11 protein-coding genes are annotated in these 16701 nt (G+C 70.3%); 9 read left to right on the top strand and 2 right to left on the bottom strand.

Annotated features, from left to right (window positions below; genetic code table 11):
• The first annotated feature begins 89 nt into the window (after positions 1-89).
• From G401_RS0100445 to G401_RS0100415, 7 genes are all read left to right on the top strand, one after another.
• Complete coding sequence (locus tag G401_RS0100445; protein ID WP_027340940.1) at positions 90-1019, top strand: S66 peptidase family protein; 930 nt, start codon at positions 90-92, stop codon at positions 1017-1019.
• The gene (locus G401_RS42540; protein ID WP_051365961.1) at positions 1010-2791 is read left to right on the top strand and encodes an ABC transporter ATP-binding protein; all 1782 of its coding nucleotides are present in this window, start codon (positions 1010-1012) and stop codon (positions 2789-2791) included. Before G401_RS0100445 ends, G401_RS42540 begins: the two co-directional genes overlap by 10 nt.
• A complete protein-coding gene (locus tag G401_RS0100435) occupies positions 2788-4740 on the top strand; it encodes an ABC transporter ATP-binding protein (protein ID WP_027340939.1) in 1953 nt (650 codons plus the stop codon). Before G401_RS42540 ends, G401_RS0100435 begins: the two co-directional genes overlap by 4 nt.
• The gene (locus G401_RS0100430; protein WP_157545134.1) at positions 4737-5693 is read left to right on the top strand and encodes an endonuclease/exonuclease/phosphatase family protein; all 957 of its coding nucleotides are present in this window, start codon (positions 4737-4739) and stop codon (positions 5691-5693) included. Before G401_RS0100435 ends, G401_RS0100430 begins: the two co-directional genes overlap by 4 nt.
• A 1319-nt stretch (positions 5694-7012) precedes the next feature.
• A complete protein-coding gene (locus tag G401_RS0100425; protein ID WP_027340937.1) occupies positions 7013-7780 on the top strand; it encodes a type 1 glutamine amidotransferase in 768 nt (255 codons plus the stop codon).
• Positions 7781-7847: 67 nt separating this feature from the next.
• Positions 7848-8012, top strand: a complete 165-nt coding sequence (locus tag G401_RS55500) for a hypothetical protein (RefSeq protein ID WP_157545131.1) — start codon at positions 7848-7850, stop codon at positions 8010-8012.
• A 3-nt stretch (positions 8013-8015) separates the two neighbouring features.
• A complete protein-coding gene (locus G401_RS0100415; protein WP_027340936.1) occupies positions 8016-10931 on the top strand; it encodes a bifunctional [glutamine synthetase] adenylyltransferase/[glutamine synthetase]-adenylyl-L-tyrosine phosphorylase in 2916 nt (971 codons plus the stop codon).
• 796 nt (positions 10932-11727) lie between these two features.
• Here G401_RS0100415 and G401_RS0100410 read toward each other — a convergent pair.
• Positions 11728-12501, bottom strand: coding sequence for a metallophosphoesterase (locus G401_RS0100410; protein WP_027340935.1), 774 nt, complete (start codon positions 12499-12501; stop codon positions 11728-11730).
• A gap of 109 nt (positions 12502-12610) precedes the next feature.
• On the opposite strand from G401_RS0100410, the gene G401_RS0100405 reads away from it, so the two are divergent.
• Positions 12611-13006 (top strand): MerR family transcriptional regulator, encoded by a 396-nt coding sequence (locus tag G401_RS0100405; protein WP_027340934.1) that lies wholly within the window; start codon positions 12611-12613, stop codon positions 13004-13006.
• A complete protein-coding gene (locus tag G401_RS0100400; RefSeq protein ID WP_027340933.1) occupies positions 13003-13989 on the top strand; it encodes an aldo/keto reductase in 987 nt (328 codons plus the stop codon). The genes G401_RS0100405 and G401_RS0100400 overlap by 4 nt, the downstream gene beginning before the upstream one ends.
• Before the next feature lie 115 nt (positions 13990-14104).
• Here the strand turns inward: G401_RS0100400 and G401_RS0100395 are convergent, their stop codons facing one another.
• Positions 14105-16639, bottom strand: coding sequence for a penicillin acylase family protein (locus G401_RS0100395; protein WP_211240644.1), 2535 nt, complete (start codon positions 16637-16639; stop codon positions 14105-14107).
• Positions 16640-16701: the final 62 nt, after the last annotated feature.

Raw genomic sequence — 16701 nt, 5'->3', positions numbered from 1 at the left:
CATGCCCGAGTTCATCCATCTATCGAAACCAGTTTCGGCCGAGGGCGAACGAGTCACGGGTCCTTAGCCTGCCTAACTATCGTGCTAGGATGTGGATCATGCCCCAACCCCTCAGACCCGCCGCCCTCGCCGCGGGTGATCTCGTCGCGCTGGTCGCCCCGAGCGGGCCGGTTCCGGCGGATCGGGCCGACGCGGCCGTGGGCGTCCTGACCGGGTGGGGGCTGCGGACGCGGCTGGGCGAGCACGCCCTGGGCCGCGCCGGCTACCTCGCCGCCGGCGACGAGCAGCGGCTCGCCGACCTCAACGCCGCCCTGCGCGACCCCGAGGTCCGCGCCGTGCTCTGCCTGCGCGGCGGCTACGGCGTGCAGCGCATCGTCGACCGGGTCGACCTCGACGCCGTCCGCGCCGATCCCAAGCTGCTCATGGGCTTTTCCGACATCACCGCCCTCCACCTCGCGCTCTGGACCGAGACCCGGCTGGCAACGGTCCACGGTCCCGTCGCGGCCCAGTTCGACAAGGGCGCCGAATCCCCCACGGCGCTCGGGGCCCGGCTCGTCCTGATGGGCTCCACGTCCGTCGTCGTCCAGGCCGACGACCCCACCACCTCGGGAGTACGCGTACCGGGGCGGTCGGCGGGGCCGCTGCTGGGCGGCAATCTCGCCATGCTCGCCAGCTCCCTCGGTACGCCGCACTTCCCCGACCTCGCCGGCGCGATCCTGCTGATCGAGGACGTGAACGAGCCGCCCTACAAGATCGACCGCATGCTCACCCATCTGATCCGGGCCGGCGTGCTGGCCGGGATCGCCGGGATCGCGGTCGGGCAGTTCACCGAGTGCGAAGACGGATTCGGGGTCGGCGCCGCGGAGGTGATCGCGGAACGGCTGGCGCCGCTCGGCGTACCGGTGCTGGGCGGGCTGCCGATCGGCCATGGCGACCAGCACGTGGCGGTGGGGCTGGGGGTGCCCGCCGTCCTCGACGCCCACGCCGGAACCCTGGAGGTAGCGCCCGTATGCCGGTGACCATCGACCCCGACCAGAGCAAGTCCTGGCTGATGCGCGCGTACCCGGTGGTCCGGGCGCACCGCGGGCTGCTGCTCACCTCCCTCTCGCTGTCGCTGGTCGGCCTGCTGATCCAGGTGCAGATCCCGAACACCCTGCGCAAGGGGATCGACGACGCGATCGTGGCCCGCTCGGCCAGCCTGTCGAAGTACGTCTGGCTGCTCGTGGCCCTCGCGGTCGTGCAGGGCGTGCTCAACTTCCTGGCCCGCAAGTACCTGCTGCGGACGGCGTACGAGATCGAGTTCGACCTGCGCAACATCATCTACTCGCACCTGGTCCGGCTGCCCTTCGGCTTCTACGACCGGGTGCAGTCCGGCGAGCTCATGTCGCGGGCCAGTTCCGACATCCGCGCGGTGCAGATGTACCTGGCCTTCGGCCCGTCGATCATCGTGCAGTGCGCGATCGCGCTCCTCGCGTTCGGGCTGATGCTGTCGATCAACCCGGTGCTCGCCGTGGTCGCCATGATCACGATGCCGGTCATCGCGGTCCTCGGCGTCCTCATGCGCAAGGCGATTTTCCCGGTCTCGTGGCTCATCCAGGCCCGCCTCGCCCGGACGACCACCGTCGTCGACGAGAACATCCAGGGCGTACGCGTGGTCAAGGCGTTCGCGGCCGAGGAGCGCCAGGTCAACGCGCTGGCCCAGGCGGCGGACAAGGTGCGCTGGGCGTACCGGACCGACGCGCGGATCCGCAGCCGCTGGTCGCCGACCCTGGAAGCCCTGCCCCGCCTGGGTCTGGCGCTCGTCCTGCTGTTCGGCGGCTGGATGGTGATCGAGGGGAACACGACCGTCGGGACGATCGTGGCCTTCAACTCCTACGTGCTGATGCTGCAACCGCCGTTCCGGATGCTCGGCATGATGATCATGCTGGGCCAGCGGGCGTCGGCGTCGGCCGCCCGGATCTACGAGATCCTGGACACCCCGTCCGAGATCGTCGAGGCCGCCGAGCCGGTCCACGCCCGCCTGCACGGCGACGTGGTGTTCGACGACGTCCGTTTCGTCTACGGGGACGGCACGGTCGCGCTGCACGACCTCGACCTCACGATCCGCGCGGGGGAGACGGTCGCGATCGTCGGGCGTACCGGGTCGGGCAAGTCCACGCTCGGCCGCCTGATCGCCCGCTACTACGACGCCACCGCCGGCACGGTACGCCTCGACGACCGCGACGTCCGCCGGTACGCCCTCGGCGATCTGCGCAAACAGGTCGGCATCGTGCCCGAGGAGCCGTTCCTGTTCTCGGAGTCGATCCGGGGCAACATCGCCTTCGGCCGGCCGGACGCCACGATCGAGCAGGTCGTCGCGGCCGCCGTCGCCGCCGGGGCGGACGAGTTCGTCCGGGAGCTGCCCGCGGGCTACGACACCGTCGTCGGCGAACGCGGCTACACCCTGTCGGGCGGCCAGCGGCAACGGGTCGCCATCGCCCGGGCGCTGCTGATGAACCCGCCGATCCTCGTCCTCGACGACGCGACCAGCGCCGTCGACGTGACCGTCGAACAGCGTATTCATCGCGCGCTCGAAGAGCTGATGATCGGGCGTACCACGATCATCGTGGCGCACCGGCTGTCGACGATCGGGCTGGCGGAACGCGTACTGCTGATGGAGGACGGGCGGATCGTCGCGGACGGCACGCACCGCTCCCTGCTCGCGTCCGAACCCCGGTACGCCGCCGTGCTCGCGGAGTTCCAGCCGGAGGAAGTCGACGTCGCCGGCGAGACCGAGGAGGTGGCCGCATGAGCATGTTCGGCGGTGGGTTCGGCGGTCCGGGCGCGGGCGGCGGGGGCGCGCTCGGACGCGGCGGCGGCCTGAACAAGTCCCCGGAGGGGCTCGCGTTCGCGGGCATCCCGCCGGAGCTGCTCGACGGCGTCCAGAAGCTCGAAGCGGTCGAGGCCAGGAACCCGCTGATCACGCCGGACGAGAAGTTTCGGCACGTCGCCGAGGTACGCCGGCCGCTGTCGCTGACGGCCCTCGCGGTCGGCCGGTGGGGGCTGTTCGTCTCCGCCTGCGTCATGCTGCTGCTGGAGACCCTGCTGCTGCAGGCCGGCCCGCTGCTCATCCAGGTCGGCATCGACAAGGGCATCACCCCGCGCGACCTGCCGGTCCTGATCGGCGCGGCGGTCGCGTTCATCGTCTCCGTCTTCGCCAGCTGGGTCGCCTCGTCGGCCCGGATGCGCCAGACCGGGCGGCTGGCCGCCGACGCGACCCGGGACCTGCGCGTACGCGTCTTCGCCCACCTGCAGCGGCTGTCCCTGGACTACTTCACGTCCGAGAAGGCCGGCGTCATCATGACCCGGATGACGAGCGACATCGAGTCGCTGCAGAACCTGCTCTCCGACGGGCTGGCCCAGTTCGTCATCCAGGGCCTGACGATGGTCGTCGTCACCGTCGTGCTGTTCACCTACAACGTCGAGCTGGCCCTGATCACGCTGCTGGTCGTGGTGCCCGCCCTGACGATCGCCTCGCTCTGGTTCCGCCGCGCCGCCGACCAGGGCTACCGCCGCCAGCGCGACGCGATCGCCGCCATGTACGCCGACCTCTCCGAGAGCCTCTACGGCGTACGCGTCGTGACCGCGTACGACCGGCAGGAGCAGAACGTCGTCGAGCACCGGGCGGTGGTCGGCCGCTACCGGGACGCGAACAACTTCACCGGCCACATCAGCGCGGTCTACGGCCCCGGCACCTCGGTCATCGGCCTGGTGGGCATGGCCCTGCTGCTGCTCGTCGGCGGGCACATGGTGCTCGACGGCAAGCTGAGCGTCGGCGAGCTGACGGCGTTCGTGCTCTACCTCAACGCCTTCTTCGCCCCGGTGCAGCAGCTCGTCCAGCTCTACACCAGCTACCAGCAGGGCCGGGCGGCCGTCGTGAAGCTACGCGACCTGCTCAACACCCAGCCCGCCGTGCCGGAGAGCGCCTCCGCCCAGCCGCTGCCGCCGGCCCAGGGCGAGATCGTCTTCGACGACGTCACCTTCGGCTACCTGCCGGACCGGCCGGTGCTGAAGGACGTCACGCTGACCATCCGGCCCGGCGAGACCATCGCCTGCGTCGGCCCCACGGGTGCCGGCAAGTCGACGCTCGCCAAGCTGGTCAACCGCTTCTACGATCCGCAGTCGGGCGCGGTCCGCATCGACGGCCACGACCTGCGCGACATCACCCTCGCGTCGCTGCGCCGCCAGATCGGCGTCGTGCCGCAGGAGCCGTTCCTGTTCGCCGGCTCCATCCGCGACAACGTGTCGTTCGCCCGGCCCGAGGCCACCGACGACGAGATCTGGGCCGCCATCGACGCCGTCGGCCTGCGGGAGCTGGTCGAGCGTACGCCGCTGGGGCTGGACGCGCCGCTGCACGAGCGGGGGCAGAGCGTGTCCTCCGGGCAACGGCAGCTGCTGGCGCTGGCCCGGGCGTTCCTGGCGGAGCCCCGCGTCGTGGTGCTCGACGAGGCTACGTCCAATTTGGACCTCCAGTCCGAGCTGCGGGTCGAGCGGGCGCTGGACAGGCTGCTGGAAGGGCGTACCGCGCTGCTGGTCGCGCACCGGCTCACCACCGCCATGCGGGCCGACCGGATCGTCGTCGTGGACGGCGGCGGGATCGTGGAGACCGGATCGCACGCGGAACTGGTCCAGCGCGGCGGCGCGTACGCGAGAATGCACGCCACCTGGGAGGCGCACGCCGACATATCCTCGGCGGTGTGACGCATCTTCGGCGCCTGCCCGCGATCCTGCTCTGGACCGCCTTCGCCGTTCTGACACTGTGGACACTCCTGCGGCTGACCGGCTGGGACACCTGGTACCCGGCCGTCCAGCTGCTCGCCTTCACGCCGTACGCGGTCCCGGTCGCGCTGGTGTGCGTACTCGTGGCCGCTCTGATGAAACGGTGGCGGGCGACGATCGCGCTCGGCGTGACCACCGCGGCGCTGCTGGTCTGCGTGCTGCCGCGGGAGATTCCCGGCAGCGGGCCGACGGGCGGGACGGTGCTGCGGGTCGCGACCTCGAACCTGCAGTTCGGCTGGGCCACCCCGCAAGCGGTCATGGACCGGGCGCGCGCGTCTGATGTGGACGTTCTCGCGGTGCAGGAGATGACCCCCGAGTGGCTCACGGCGGCCGACGCGGCGGGCATCTCGGCGCTCTTCCCCTACCGTTCCGTACAGCCCTCGCTGGGCGCCGAGGGTTCGGGCGTCTTCTCGCGCTACCCGCTGACCGACACGGGCGCCCGGCACATGGGCGACGGCTGGTTCTACCAGGCCTACGGCACCGTGACCCGCGACGGCACCTCCGTACGCGTCGAGTCCGCCCACGCCGCCTCGCCCTACGACGCCCGCGTGACCGCGATGTGGGGACCGGTGTTCGCCAAGGAACCCGGCGCGACGCCCGACGGGCCGCTGTCGGTGCTGCTCGGCGACTTCAACGCGACCCTCGACCACTCGGTGCTGCGCAAACTCATCGCGACCGGCTACCGCGACGCCGCCTCCGTACGCGGAGACGGCCTCATCGGCACGTGGGGGCCGTACTACGACAAACCGCTGCCGCCGATCGCGATCGACCACGTGCTGGCGGACTCGCGGATCGGGGTGGCCGGGGTGTCGGCGTACCAGGTCGCGGGCACCGATCACCGCTTCCTCACCGCGAGCCTGTACCTCCCGTCCTAGACTCGGCCTCCTCCCAGCCTTCCTCGGCTGGCTAGCCTTTCTCAGCTCGGCCCGCCGGCCTTTGTCGGCTCGGCCCGCCGGCCTTTGTCGGCTGGGCCCGCCGGCCTTTGTCGGCTCGCCCCGCCGGCCTTTGTCGCGACTGTCCGACTTGTGAGCAGGATGTCCGACGATCTTGCGCGAATGTCTCGAATTTCGTCCGGAGTACCCGAAATGCCCGGACATTCGCGCAAGATCGCCGACCGCGCTGGGGACCCCGGCCGCCGGCCGACCCCAGCCGCCGGCCGACCCCAGCCGCCGGCCGACCCCAGCCGCTGGCCGACCCCAGCCGCTGGCCGACGCTGGCCCGTCCGACCTGGACTACCGGCCGGCAGCTGACCCGTCCGACGCGGGGCTCGTCCGGACTTTGTCGCGACTGTCCGACCCTAGGCGAACCCGTCCGGCGCGGGGCTCGTCCGGCCTTTGTCGCACTGTCAGACCCCAGGCGAACCCGTCCGACGCGGGGCTCGTCCGACCTTTGTCGCGACTGTCCGACCCTGGCGAACCCGTCCGGCCCCGGCCCGCCTGGCCTTTGTCGCGACTGTCCGATATGAGTGCTCGGCAGGCCGTCGACGAGGTGATCGTTTGCGGCTGAGGTGTAAATACGGCCCAATTCGCATGATCGTTTACGGTTCTGGAGCGCGTTGACCGCCAATAGCTACACCTGACGCGTAAACGATCATGCGGATCGGGTCGGATTTACACCTCAGCCGCAAACGATCAAGAAACCGGTGGCTGTAGTTCACCTGGTGGAAGATTGTTCCCGTACTGCGGACCATGGCCGGCGGCGGAGCGACTTGGCGATGATCGACAGCGCCTGGGATGTAGAAATCGCACCCTCACCCAAGATTGAAAGCGGCTGGGATGTAGAAACCCGGCCTCTACCTACATCCCAGCTGTATTGGATCGAGGGAGCGGCCCCGAAAACTACATCCCAGCCGCGAACGATCGCCGACGAGTAGGCCTGCCCGCACCCGTCTCGGACAGTCGCGACAAAGCGCAGGAGGGCTGAGCCGAAACCGAGTCCCTGCCCCTCAAGACCGGGAACGATCGCGGCCGGCCGGCGATCTTGCGCGAATGTCCGGGCATCTCGGGCACTCCGGACGAAATTCGAGACATTCGCGCAAGATCGTCGGATGCCCCGGGTGGGAGGCCCCGGGGTGGGAGGCGGAGGCGCCGGGTGGGAGGCGGAGGCCCCGGGTGGGAACGGTGAACCCCCGGCAGCGGCGATCGTCAGGTCCGGCGATGACGGCGACAGCTGCGGCGGACTCTAAGCTGGGGGCGTGACCGCCTTGGTGATCGAGAACGACCCCACCGACGACGCCCGCCGCCTGGGTGAGTGGCTGACCGACGCGGGCCTGGAGCTGGACGTCCGCCGGGCCCATGCCGGCGACCCTCTTCCGGACGACCTGGACGGGCACGTCGCGCTGGTCGTTCTCGGTGGCGAGCAGGACGCCTTCGGCAAGCCCGACGGAACGCCGGGCGCCCCCTGGTTCCCGCAGGTCGAGGCGCTGCTGCGCAAGGCCGTCCGGCACAAGGTGCCGACGCTGGCGGTCTGCCTCGGCGGCCAGCTGCTGGCCCAGGCGCACGGCGGCACGGTCGCCCGCGCCGAGCAGGGGCCCGAGATCGGCCCGGGTCTGGTCGCGCGGCGCGACGCCGCCGAGCGCGATCCGCTGTGGGGGCCCGTTCCGTTCGTGCCCGACGTGCTCCAGTGGCACTTCGACGAGATCACCGAGCTGCCGCTCGGCGCGACGCTGCTGGCAACCTCCGGTCGCTTCCCGCACCAGGCCTTCCGCATCGGCGACCGCGCCTGGGGTACGCAGTTCCACTTCGAATGCGACACCGAGCAGTACGCGAGCTGGGTCGACGGCAACCGGGAAGATCTCGCCGGGCGGGGGATCGACCCGGACGAGCTGATCGAGCGGGTCGACGGGCTCATGGACGACCTCTTCGAGGTGTGGCAGCCCTTCGCCCGCCGCTTCGCCGACCTGGCGCTCGGCCGGTTGACGCCGCCGGACGACGCCCGCCCCGCCCTCCCGCTCCTCAGCTGAGCGATATCCTTACCGGAGCCGACAGATCCTTACGGGAGCCGACAGACCGCAGCCGGGAGGTGGCGAAGTGACGATCTCCGACGACCGCCTGCGCTCGCCCCAGTATCTCGACGGCCTCGGCGAGGAGGTCGATGCCGGCTACGCGCTGCGGGCCACCATTCCGGCGGACGGCCGGATGGGATTCGCTCAGCCGTTTCCGTTCGCGCTCGACCTGAACCAGATCAACAGCTGACCCATGACGGGTATCGGACGTCTGGCCCGGTGGGGCTTCACCGCCGCCGCCGGTCGCAACGATCCGGTGGCCCTGCTCGGCCCGGCCGGCATGAACCTGTGGGAGGTCGACGCCCAGCGCCCGGTCGACGAGGAGGCCGCCCTCATCCTCGACCAGCTGCGCCGGGCCGCCGATCCCGATCTGGCGCTGCGGCAGCTGGCCCGGATGCACGAGCGCGACCCCGACGTGGTCGAGGCGTGCGGCGGCGATCCCGACCTGCGGGACCGGCTGATCACGGTGCTGGGCTCGTCGGAGGCCCTGGGCGACCATCTGGCGGTCACGAAGGGCGAGTGGCGCTGCCTCGCCGGCGGGCGCAAGCAGGCGTCTGCCCGTCACGAGGTGCACAGCGGCCTGCCCGACGTACGCGCGCTGCGGCTCGCGTACCGGCGGGGGCTGTTGCGGATCGCGGCCGGTGATCTCGCCGACCGTCTCGACGTCGAGCAGACCATGGCCGAGCTGACCGGGCTCGCCGACGCCACGTTGCGGGCGGCGTACCACATGGCGGCGGCGAAGGTGAAGAAGAAGCCCCGGCTGGCCGTGATCGCCATGGGCAAGTGCGGCGGCGTCGAACTCAATTACGTGTCCGATGTAGACGTCGTTTTCGTGGCCGCCGAGGACGAGGATCTCGCCGGGGCCACCGCCGTCGCGGCCGGGCTGATGGAGATCTGCGGCCAGGTCGCGTGGCCGGTCGACGCCAATCTGCGGCCGGAGGGCAGCCAGGGCCCGCTCGTGCGTACGCTGGCCAGCCATCTCGCGTACTACAAGCGGTGGGCGCGTACCTGGGAGTTCCAGGCGCTGCTCAAGGCCCGGGCGGTCGCCGGGGAGGTGGCGCTCGGCCGTACCTGGCTGATCGCGCTGCAGCCGTTGATCTGGCACGCCGCCGAGCGGCCGGAGGCGGTCGAGGACACCCGCGCGATGCGCAAACGGATCGTCGACCAGATCCCGCGTACGGAGGCGGACCGGGAGATCAAGCGGGGCCCGGGCGGGCTGCGGGACATCGAGTTCGCCGTCCAGCTGCTGCAGCTCGTGCACGGGCGGGCCGACGGGACGCTCCGGTCGCCGAACACGCTGACCGCGCTGAGGTCCCTTGTGGACGGCGGCTACGTCGGGCGGCGGGACGGCGAGGCGCTCGTGCTCGCGTACCGGTTCCTGCGCGAGGTCGAGCACCGGTTGCAGCTGCAGAAGCTCCGGCGTACGCACACCGTCCCGGCGGCCGGGCACGATCTGGAATGGCTCGCGCACGCCCTCGGCTACACGGCCGGCGGTACGCGTACCGCCGAGGGGGCGTTCCGGTCGGACTGGGTCGCCCACGCGGCCGAGGTCCGGCGCCTGCACGCGAAGCTGTTCTACCGGCCGCTGCTGAACGCGGTCGCCCAGGTGCCCGCGGGCGACCTGCAGCTCGGCGCGAAACAGGCGCAGCACCGGCTGGAAGTGCTGGGCTACAAGGATCCCGCCCGCGCGCTGCAGCACATCCAGGCGCTGACCGGCGGGGTGACGCGTACGTCGGCGATCCAGCGGACGCTCCTGCCCGTCCTGCTGGAGGAGCTGGCCGACGCGCCGGACCCGGACGCCGGGCTGCTCGCGTACCGGCAGGTGTCGGAGAAGCTCGGCGCCACGCCCTGGTACCTGCGGCTGCTGCGGGACGAGGGCACCACCACGATGCGCCTGGCCCGCCTGCTCGGCACCTCCCGGTACGCCGTCGACCTGCTCAGCCGCGACCCGGAAGCGTTGCGGCTCATGGCATCCGACGCCGAACTCGCCCCACGTGACGCGGGCGTCCTGCTGTCGGCGATGAGCGCGGCCGCCAAGCGCTACCCGAATCCGGCGGAGGCGATCCGGGCCGTCCGCGCCGTACGCCGCCGCGAGCTGTTCCGCGTCGCCTGCGCGGACGTCCTCAGTGGAACGGGCGAGTACCGGCCCGAGCCGCCGGTCGACCTGGACGGGGTCGGCCAGGCGCTGTCGGACGTCACCGACGCGACGCTGAGCGCCGCCCTGGAGGTCGCGCGGGCGCAGGCCCAGGCGCCGGCGGAGTTCCGCTTCGCGATCATCGGCATGGGCCGGCTGGGCGGCTACGAGATGAGCTACCCGTCCGACGCCGACGTCATGTTCGTCTACGACCCGCCCGAGGGCATGCGCGACGACACCGCCCAGGGCGTCGCCCTCGCCGTCGCCGAGGCACTGCGTACGCTGCTGGCCGCGCCGGCACCCGACCCGCCGCTCGGGGTCGACGCCGACCTGCGCCCCGAAGGCCGGCAAGGTCCGCTCGTCCGGTCGCTGTCCGCGTACCGGCGCTACTACGCCACCTGGAGCCAGATCTGGGAGGCCCAGGCGCTGCTGCGGGCCCGCCCGGTCGCCGGCTCCGCCTCGCTCGCCGAGGAGTTCCTGCGGCTCGTCGCGCCTGTGCGCTATCCCGCCGGGGGCCTGCGCCGCGAGCAGGTCACCGAGATCCGCCGGATCAAGGCCCGCGTCGAAACCGAGCGCCTGCCCCGCTCCGCCGACCCGCTCACCCACACCAAGCTCGGCCGCGGCGGCATCGCCGACGTCGAATGGACCGTGCAGCTCTGGCAGCTGCGGCACGCGTACAAGATCGAAGGTCTGCGCACCACCCGCACCCTCGCGGCGCTCGCCGTCGCCGCGGACAACGACCTGGTGTCCCGCGCCGACGCCGAGACACTCGAGGCGGCCTGGCGCCTCGCCGCCCGCGTGCGCAATGCCCTCACTCTGGTACGCGGACGCGCGTCGGACCAGATACCGCGGCACGGGCCGGAACTCGCCGCCATCGCCCAGCTGCTCGGTCGCGACGACCCGAACCTGCTCCTGGAGGAGTACCTGCGCACCACCCGCCGAGCCCGCGTAGCCATGGAACGCCTCTTCGTCTGAATCATTTCCATGTCAACCCAAGATCTTTTGAAGATTGTGTCCCGGGTTCGTCGATCTCACTTCCGCTCCTCCCGTGGGAGACCGTTCCGCCCCTGTCGCTGCGCTCCGGGGACTCCACTGCCAGCTTTCTGGGGCGACGCATCGTTCACCGCCGTCCGGTCACCCTTTCGCCCCACCGGCGGGTCGACAGGCCATTCTCCATATCGGACAGTCAGGACAAAGTCCGGACAGGGCGACCGAGGCTCGGCGCGATCGGTCCGGCCGCGAAGTGGTGGGCGGTGATCAAGTGCCCGGAATCTGTAGGTGTGGATCTCCATTGCTTGATCAAGAGCCGGGGATCTGCAAAACGGGCCGTTTTTGACAGCATCCGGGTACTTGATCAAGCTTTCGCGTCGCGATCAAGCCGAACGCCCCTGCGGCCGGTGATCGTTGACCACTATTACGGCATTCCCAGCCCCCACTGCATGATCAAATACCGCCAGTACGGCAGGAGAGCGCTCTTCTGCCGCAATAGCGGTATTCGATCAAGGGAATCGGCCTCGCAGTGCCGTAATGACGGTATTCGATCACGCCGAATCACGCCGCAGCCTTGAGCTACCCCCATATCGGACAGTCGCGACAAAGGCCGGTCGGGGTGCAGGGTGAAACGGTGACCGGGCGACGGTGGATGATGCTTCGCCCCACTCACCTGGCAGTGGAGTCCCCGGAGCGCAGCGATAGGGGCGGAACGGTCTCCCGCGGGAGGAGCGGAGGCGAGATCGACGAACCCGGGACAAAATATTGAAGTTGAAAGATCTCAGGAGAGCGGGACCACGAGGCAGGGCGCGCCCAGGGCTATGCCCGTGTCGACCGCCACGACCAGGCCGTCCGCGTAGATGACCGGGCCGTCGACGAGCGGCGGCGGTACCTGGAACGTCTCGGGGATCGTGGAGTGCCCGTGGACGATCCGCGAGCCGCCGAGGAACTCCAGCATCATCCGGGCCCGGAACGGCCCCTGGGCGGGGTCGAGGAACTCGAAGCGGCGGAAGATGAGCCGCATCCGCGGCCCGAACGTCTCGGGGTCGCGCTCGGCGAGCATCGTGCCGACGGTCTTGTTGATGTCCTCGATGCTCGTCCCGAACTCCAGGTACGCCGTCGTGTCGGCGTGGACCAGCAGGTGGTCGTCGACGAGGGCGACGGCCGGGCACCCGGCGAGCCAGGTGAGGTGCCGGTCGGTGAGGGCTTCGAGGTCGGTGTCGCGGCCGCCGTTGAGGGTCCAGGACTGGAAGATCGTGCGGTCGGGCGCGATGCGGGCGTCCGGGATGTAGTGCGAGCCGTAGAGCAGCAGGTCGTGGTTGCCGAGGACGCAGCCGACCTCGCCGCCCGCCGCTGCCGCCTGGGGCTGCAGGCGCATGATCAGCTCGATGACGCCGATGCCGTCGGGGCCGCGGTCGGTGAGATCACCGAGGAACCAGAGCTTGTCGTCGGCGCCGGCCCAGTCGCCCGAGGCGTCGATCAGGCCGGCTTCGCGGAGCGCACTGGTCACCTGGGTGCTGTGCCCGTGTGTGTCCCCGATCACGAAGAGAGCCATCGCGCCAGGATAACGTCTGGTCAACCAGGTGATAAGAGAGGCTCGGCAGGTCGAGCGAGATCATGGTTACGGTTGACTTCGAGCGTACTCGAAGAGGAAGGCTGGAGTCATGACGACGGTGGAAACGACCGTGAGCTACTCCGTCAGCGAGGCCGCCGAGGCGGTCGGGTTGAGCACGTACACGCTGCGCTGGTACGAGCAGGAAGGCCTGGTCGAGCCGATCGGGCGGGACTCGGCCGGGCGGCGGCGCTACAACGCGGGCGACATCGGCTTCCTCGGGCTGCTGACCAAGCTGCGCGGGACCGGGATGTCGGTCGCCGACATGCGCCGGTACGCCGAGCTCGTGCGGTCCGGCACGGGCACCTACGACGCCCGGCTGGAACTGCTGGAGGGGCACCGCGACCGGGTTCTGGAGCGCATCGACGCCCTCAAACGGGACCTCGAAGCCGTCGACTTCAAGATCAGCATGTACCGCGCGTACCAGTGTCAGGAGCAGAGCTCATGAAGCAACGTGTTCTCGGGGCGGGCGGCCCCACGGTGAGTTCCCTCGGTCTCGGCTGTATGGGGATGAGTTTCGCCTACGGTGCCCGCGACGACGCGGAGAGCGGGCGTACGCTGCTGCGCGCGCTCGACCTCGGCGTCACCCATTTCGACACCGCCGACATGTACGGGTTCGGCCACAACGAGGAACTCGTCGGGCGGGTCCTGGGCGCGCGCCGGGACGAGTTCGTGCTGGCGACCAAGTTCGCCAACCGGATGGACCCGGACAGCGGCCGGCGCTGGGTCGACTCGTCCGGCGCCTGGGCACGGGAGGCGTGCGACGCGTCGCTGGCCCGGCTCGGCACCGACCACATCGACTTGTACTACATGCACCGGCGCAACCCGGAGACGCCGATCGAGGAGACGGTCGGCGCGATGAAGGAGCTCGTCGAGGCGGGCAAGGTGCGCTGGATCGGCCTGTCCGAGGTCTCCCCGGCCACGCTGCGGGCGGCCCACGCGGTGCACCCGATCAACGCCGTGCAGATGGAGTACTCGCTGTTCACCCGGTTCGTCGAGGACGAGATGCTGGCGACCTGCCGGGAACTCGGCGTGGCGCTGGTCGCGTACTCGCCGGTCGGGCGGGGGATCCTCACCGGGACCGTGAACAGCTCCGAGGACCTGGCGGCCGACGACTTCCGGCGTACGGTGCCCCGGTTCACCGGGGACGCCTTCGACGCCAACATGAAGCTCGTCGACGAGGTACGCGCGGTCGGCACCGCGATCGGGCGTACGCCGGCCCAGGTGGCGCTGGCCTGGCTGCTGGCCCAGGGTGACGACGTGCTGCCGATCCCGGGCACGAAGCGGGTGAAGTACCTGGAGGAGAACTGCGCCGCCGACGACATCGAACTGTCGGCGGAGCAGCTGAGCCGGCTCTCGGAGGCCTTCAGCGGCGAGGCGGTCCAGGGCGAGCGGTACGCGCCCGCCGGCATGACCACCGTCGGCCACTGACGCCTCCCTGCCCGCCCGCCGCCTGCCAAGATCCCGTTTGGATCAGGGATCGCCACGTAATCATGGGCCATGATTCGGGTGATTTCCCTGATCCAAACGGGATCATGGGCGGGGGCTAGGGCGTCAGGGTGAGGGTGTTCTCGGTCGCCTTGTCGATCGAGCCCCGGGCGAAGTGGAACGGGATCGTCTTCCCCGTACGCCACAGCGGGTACTGGTCGTCGTAGTTGGCGTGGAACGCGTGCCCCGAGTTGCCGGTGAGCTGGATCCACCGGGAGTCGTCGAGGTTCGCCAGGTTGACGATCATGCGCATGGACGGGACCGCGTCGACCTCGTAGCCGTCCCCGGCCGTCCAGCCGGTCGCGTTGACGATCGAGTCGCCGCCGCTGACGCCGGTGGTCTCGTTGTTGAACAGCCACTCGATCGGCCCGATGCCGCTGCTGCCGAAGGTCGCGTTGCGGGCGGTGAGCGTGTGCATCCGGCCCCACGCCCACTTCGAAGGCGTCTTGCCCTGGCTGTCGGTCAGTTCCTTGACCGCGTCGGTCTGCGCGGCGGCCAGGATGTCGGCCGCCTGCTCGTGCTGCGGCGTCGAGGCGTCGTCCCACCACGGGTCGGACGGGTGGTCGAGCAGCCACCGGACGACCTCGAACCACCGGTCGCCGCCGTCGGCCGCGTAGTCGCCGCCCAGCTCGTCGAACGTACGCGCCAGCAGGTGCTTCCACACCGCGTTGTAGTACGCCGCCGGTGCGGAGGTCTCCGGCTGCTGGAAGTCCCAGCCGTCGAGCAGCTTCACCGCGTCGGCCGCGTCCTTCGGGGCCGTCTTCTGCAGCCACGGGATCAGGGTCGGGGCGAATCCGTTGCGGTTGTCGAACTGCATCTTCTGCACGTAGTCGAGGTCGATCTTCCCGGTCGCCGACGTGATCATGTCCATGATCCGCTGGCTGCGGTAGCCGTAGCTCCAGTCGCTGGTCAGGAACGGCTGGTACTGCGGCCCGATGACGGCCTGGTTGGCGGTCGCGATGTACCCCGAGGCGGGGTTGAGCACGTTCGGCAGCTGCGCGAACGGGATGTAGCCCTGCCAGTCGTACGCCGAGTCCCAGCCCGGTGCCGGCCACCGGCCGTCGCCCTTGCCGCGTACCGGGATCTTGCCGGGGGACTGGTAGCCGATGTTGCCGTCGACGTCGGCGTACACCATGTTCTGGGCGGGCACCTCGAACTGCGCGGCCGCGGCCCGGAACGAGGTCCAGTCGGTGGCGTTGTTCAGCGCGAACAGGGCGTCCGCCGTCCGGCCCGGGTCGAGCGCGGTCCAGCGCAGCGCCACCGCGTACCCGTCGGTGGAGAGCTTGCGCATGTCCTCGCTGACGTCGGAGAGCAGTGGGCCGTGCGAGCTGGAGCGGACCGTGATGGTCTTGCTCGCGCCACCCGCGATCTTGAAGGTCTCCTGGCGGGTGGTCAGCGGCTGGAGCTTGCCGTCCACTTCGTACTGATCGCCGGTGACCTTCTCGAAGTACAGGTCGGTGACGTCCGGGTCGAGGTTGGTGAAGCCCCAGGCGACGCGGGCGTTGTGGCCGATGACCACGCCGGGCACGCCGGAGAAGCTGAACCCGGCGACCTCGGTGCCGCAGGCGCAGTGCAGGCCGATCTGGTACCAGATGCCCGGCTGCGACGGGCTGAGGTGCGGGTCGTTGGCGAGGATCGGCTTGCCGCTCGCGGTGAGCGCACCGCTGATGACCCACGAGTTCGAGCCGATGCCCGGGCCGCCGTCACCCATGAGGTTCGGCAGGCTGTCGATGCCCGTGGCCAGCGCGTCCAGCATCGCGCCGGAGCCGGCGACCGCGTCCTTCACCGGCGCCGGCACCTGCGTGGCACTGAACGCGGCGTCCGCGGTGCCCACGCCCGCGACCGCGCCGCCGCCGACGATCGGCTTGTTGCGGTCATAGGGGTACGCGGGATACAGCAGCTCGATCTGCTCCTTGCTGATCCCCTTGGCGAGCAGGGCCGCGCGGCGCATCTCGGATTCCATGTTGCCGCGCAGGTCCCAGGCCATCGCCTTGAGCCAGGCCAGCGAGTCGACCGGGTCCCACTGCTCGATCCGGTAGTCGCCGTTCTGCAGGCCGAGAACGGTGTACTCCAGGCTCAGCGAGCCGTTCGGGGCGTAGGTGCCGTCGGAACCCTTGTCCGCGTTGGCGGCGAGCCAGGCGTTGACCCCCGCGGCGTACGCGGTGAGGTTGCGGCGGCTGTCCGCGGAGACCAGGTTCCACTCCTGCTCGGCGACGCGGCGCCAGCCCATCGTGCGCAGGTATTCGTCGGTCTCCAGCTGGGAGTCGCCGAACAGTTCGGCGATCCGGCCGGCCGTCACGTGCCGGCGGAAGTCCATCTCCCAGAACCGGTCCTGCGCGTGCAGGTAGCCCTCGGCGCGGTACAGGTCGTCGGCCGACTGGGCGTACACCTGGGGGATGCCGTACTCGTCCCGTTCGACGGTCACCTTCGCGCTCAGACCCGGCAGGGTCAGCGTGCCGTCATGCTCGGGGAACGCCCGCCGGACCGACCAGATCAGCAGGCCGGAACCGGTGAGGCCGAGCACGAGGAGGACGGCGAGACACCACAGGGCGATCTTGCGTACGCGCCGCGGCCAAACGCGGGCAGGTTTCACTTCTTCCGACACGCGGCGCAGCATACGGCTACTGACCAGTCAATCAAAAGCGGGTGAAAACC

The sequence above is a fragment of the Hamadaea tsunoensis DSM 44101 genome (assembly GCF_000428945.1).
Lineage (GTDB): Bacteria > Actinomycetota > Actinomycetes > Mycobacteriales > Micromonosporaceae > Hamadaea > Hamadaea tsunoensis.
This window is presented reverse-complemented; position numbering and strand designations above follow the sequence as displayed.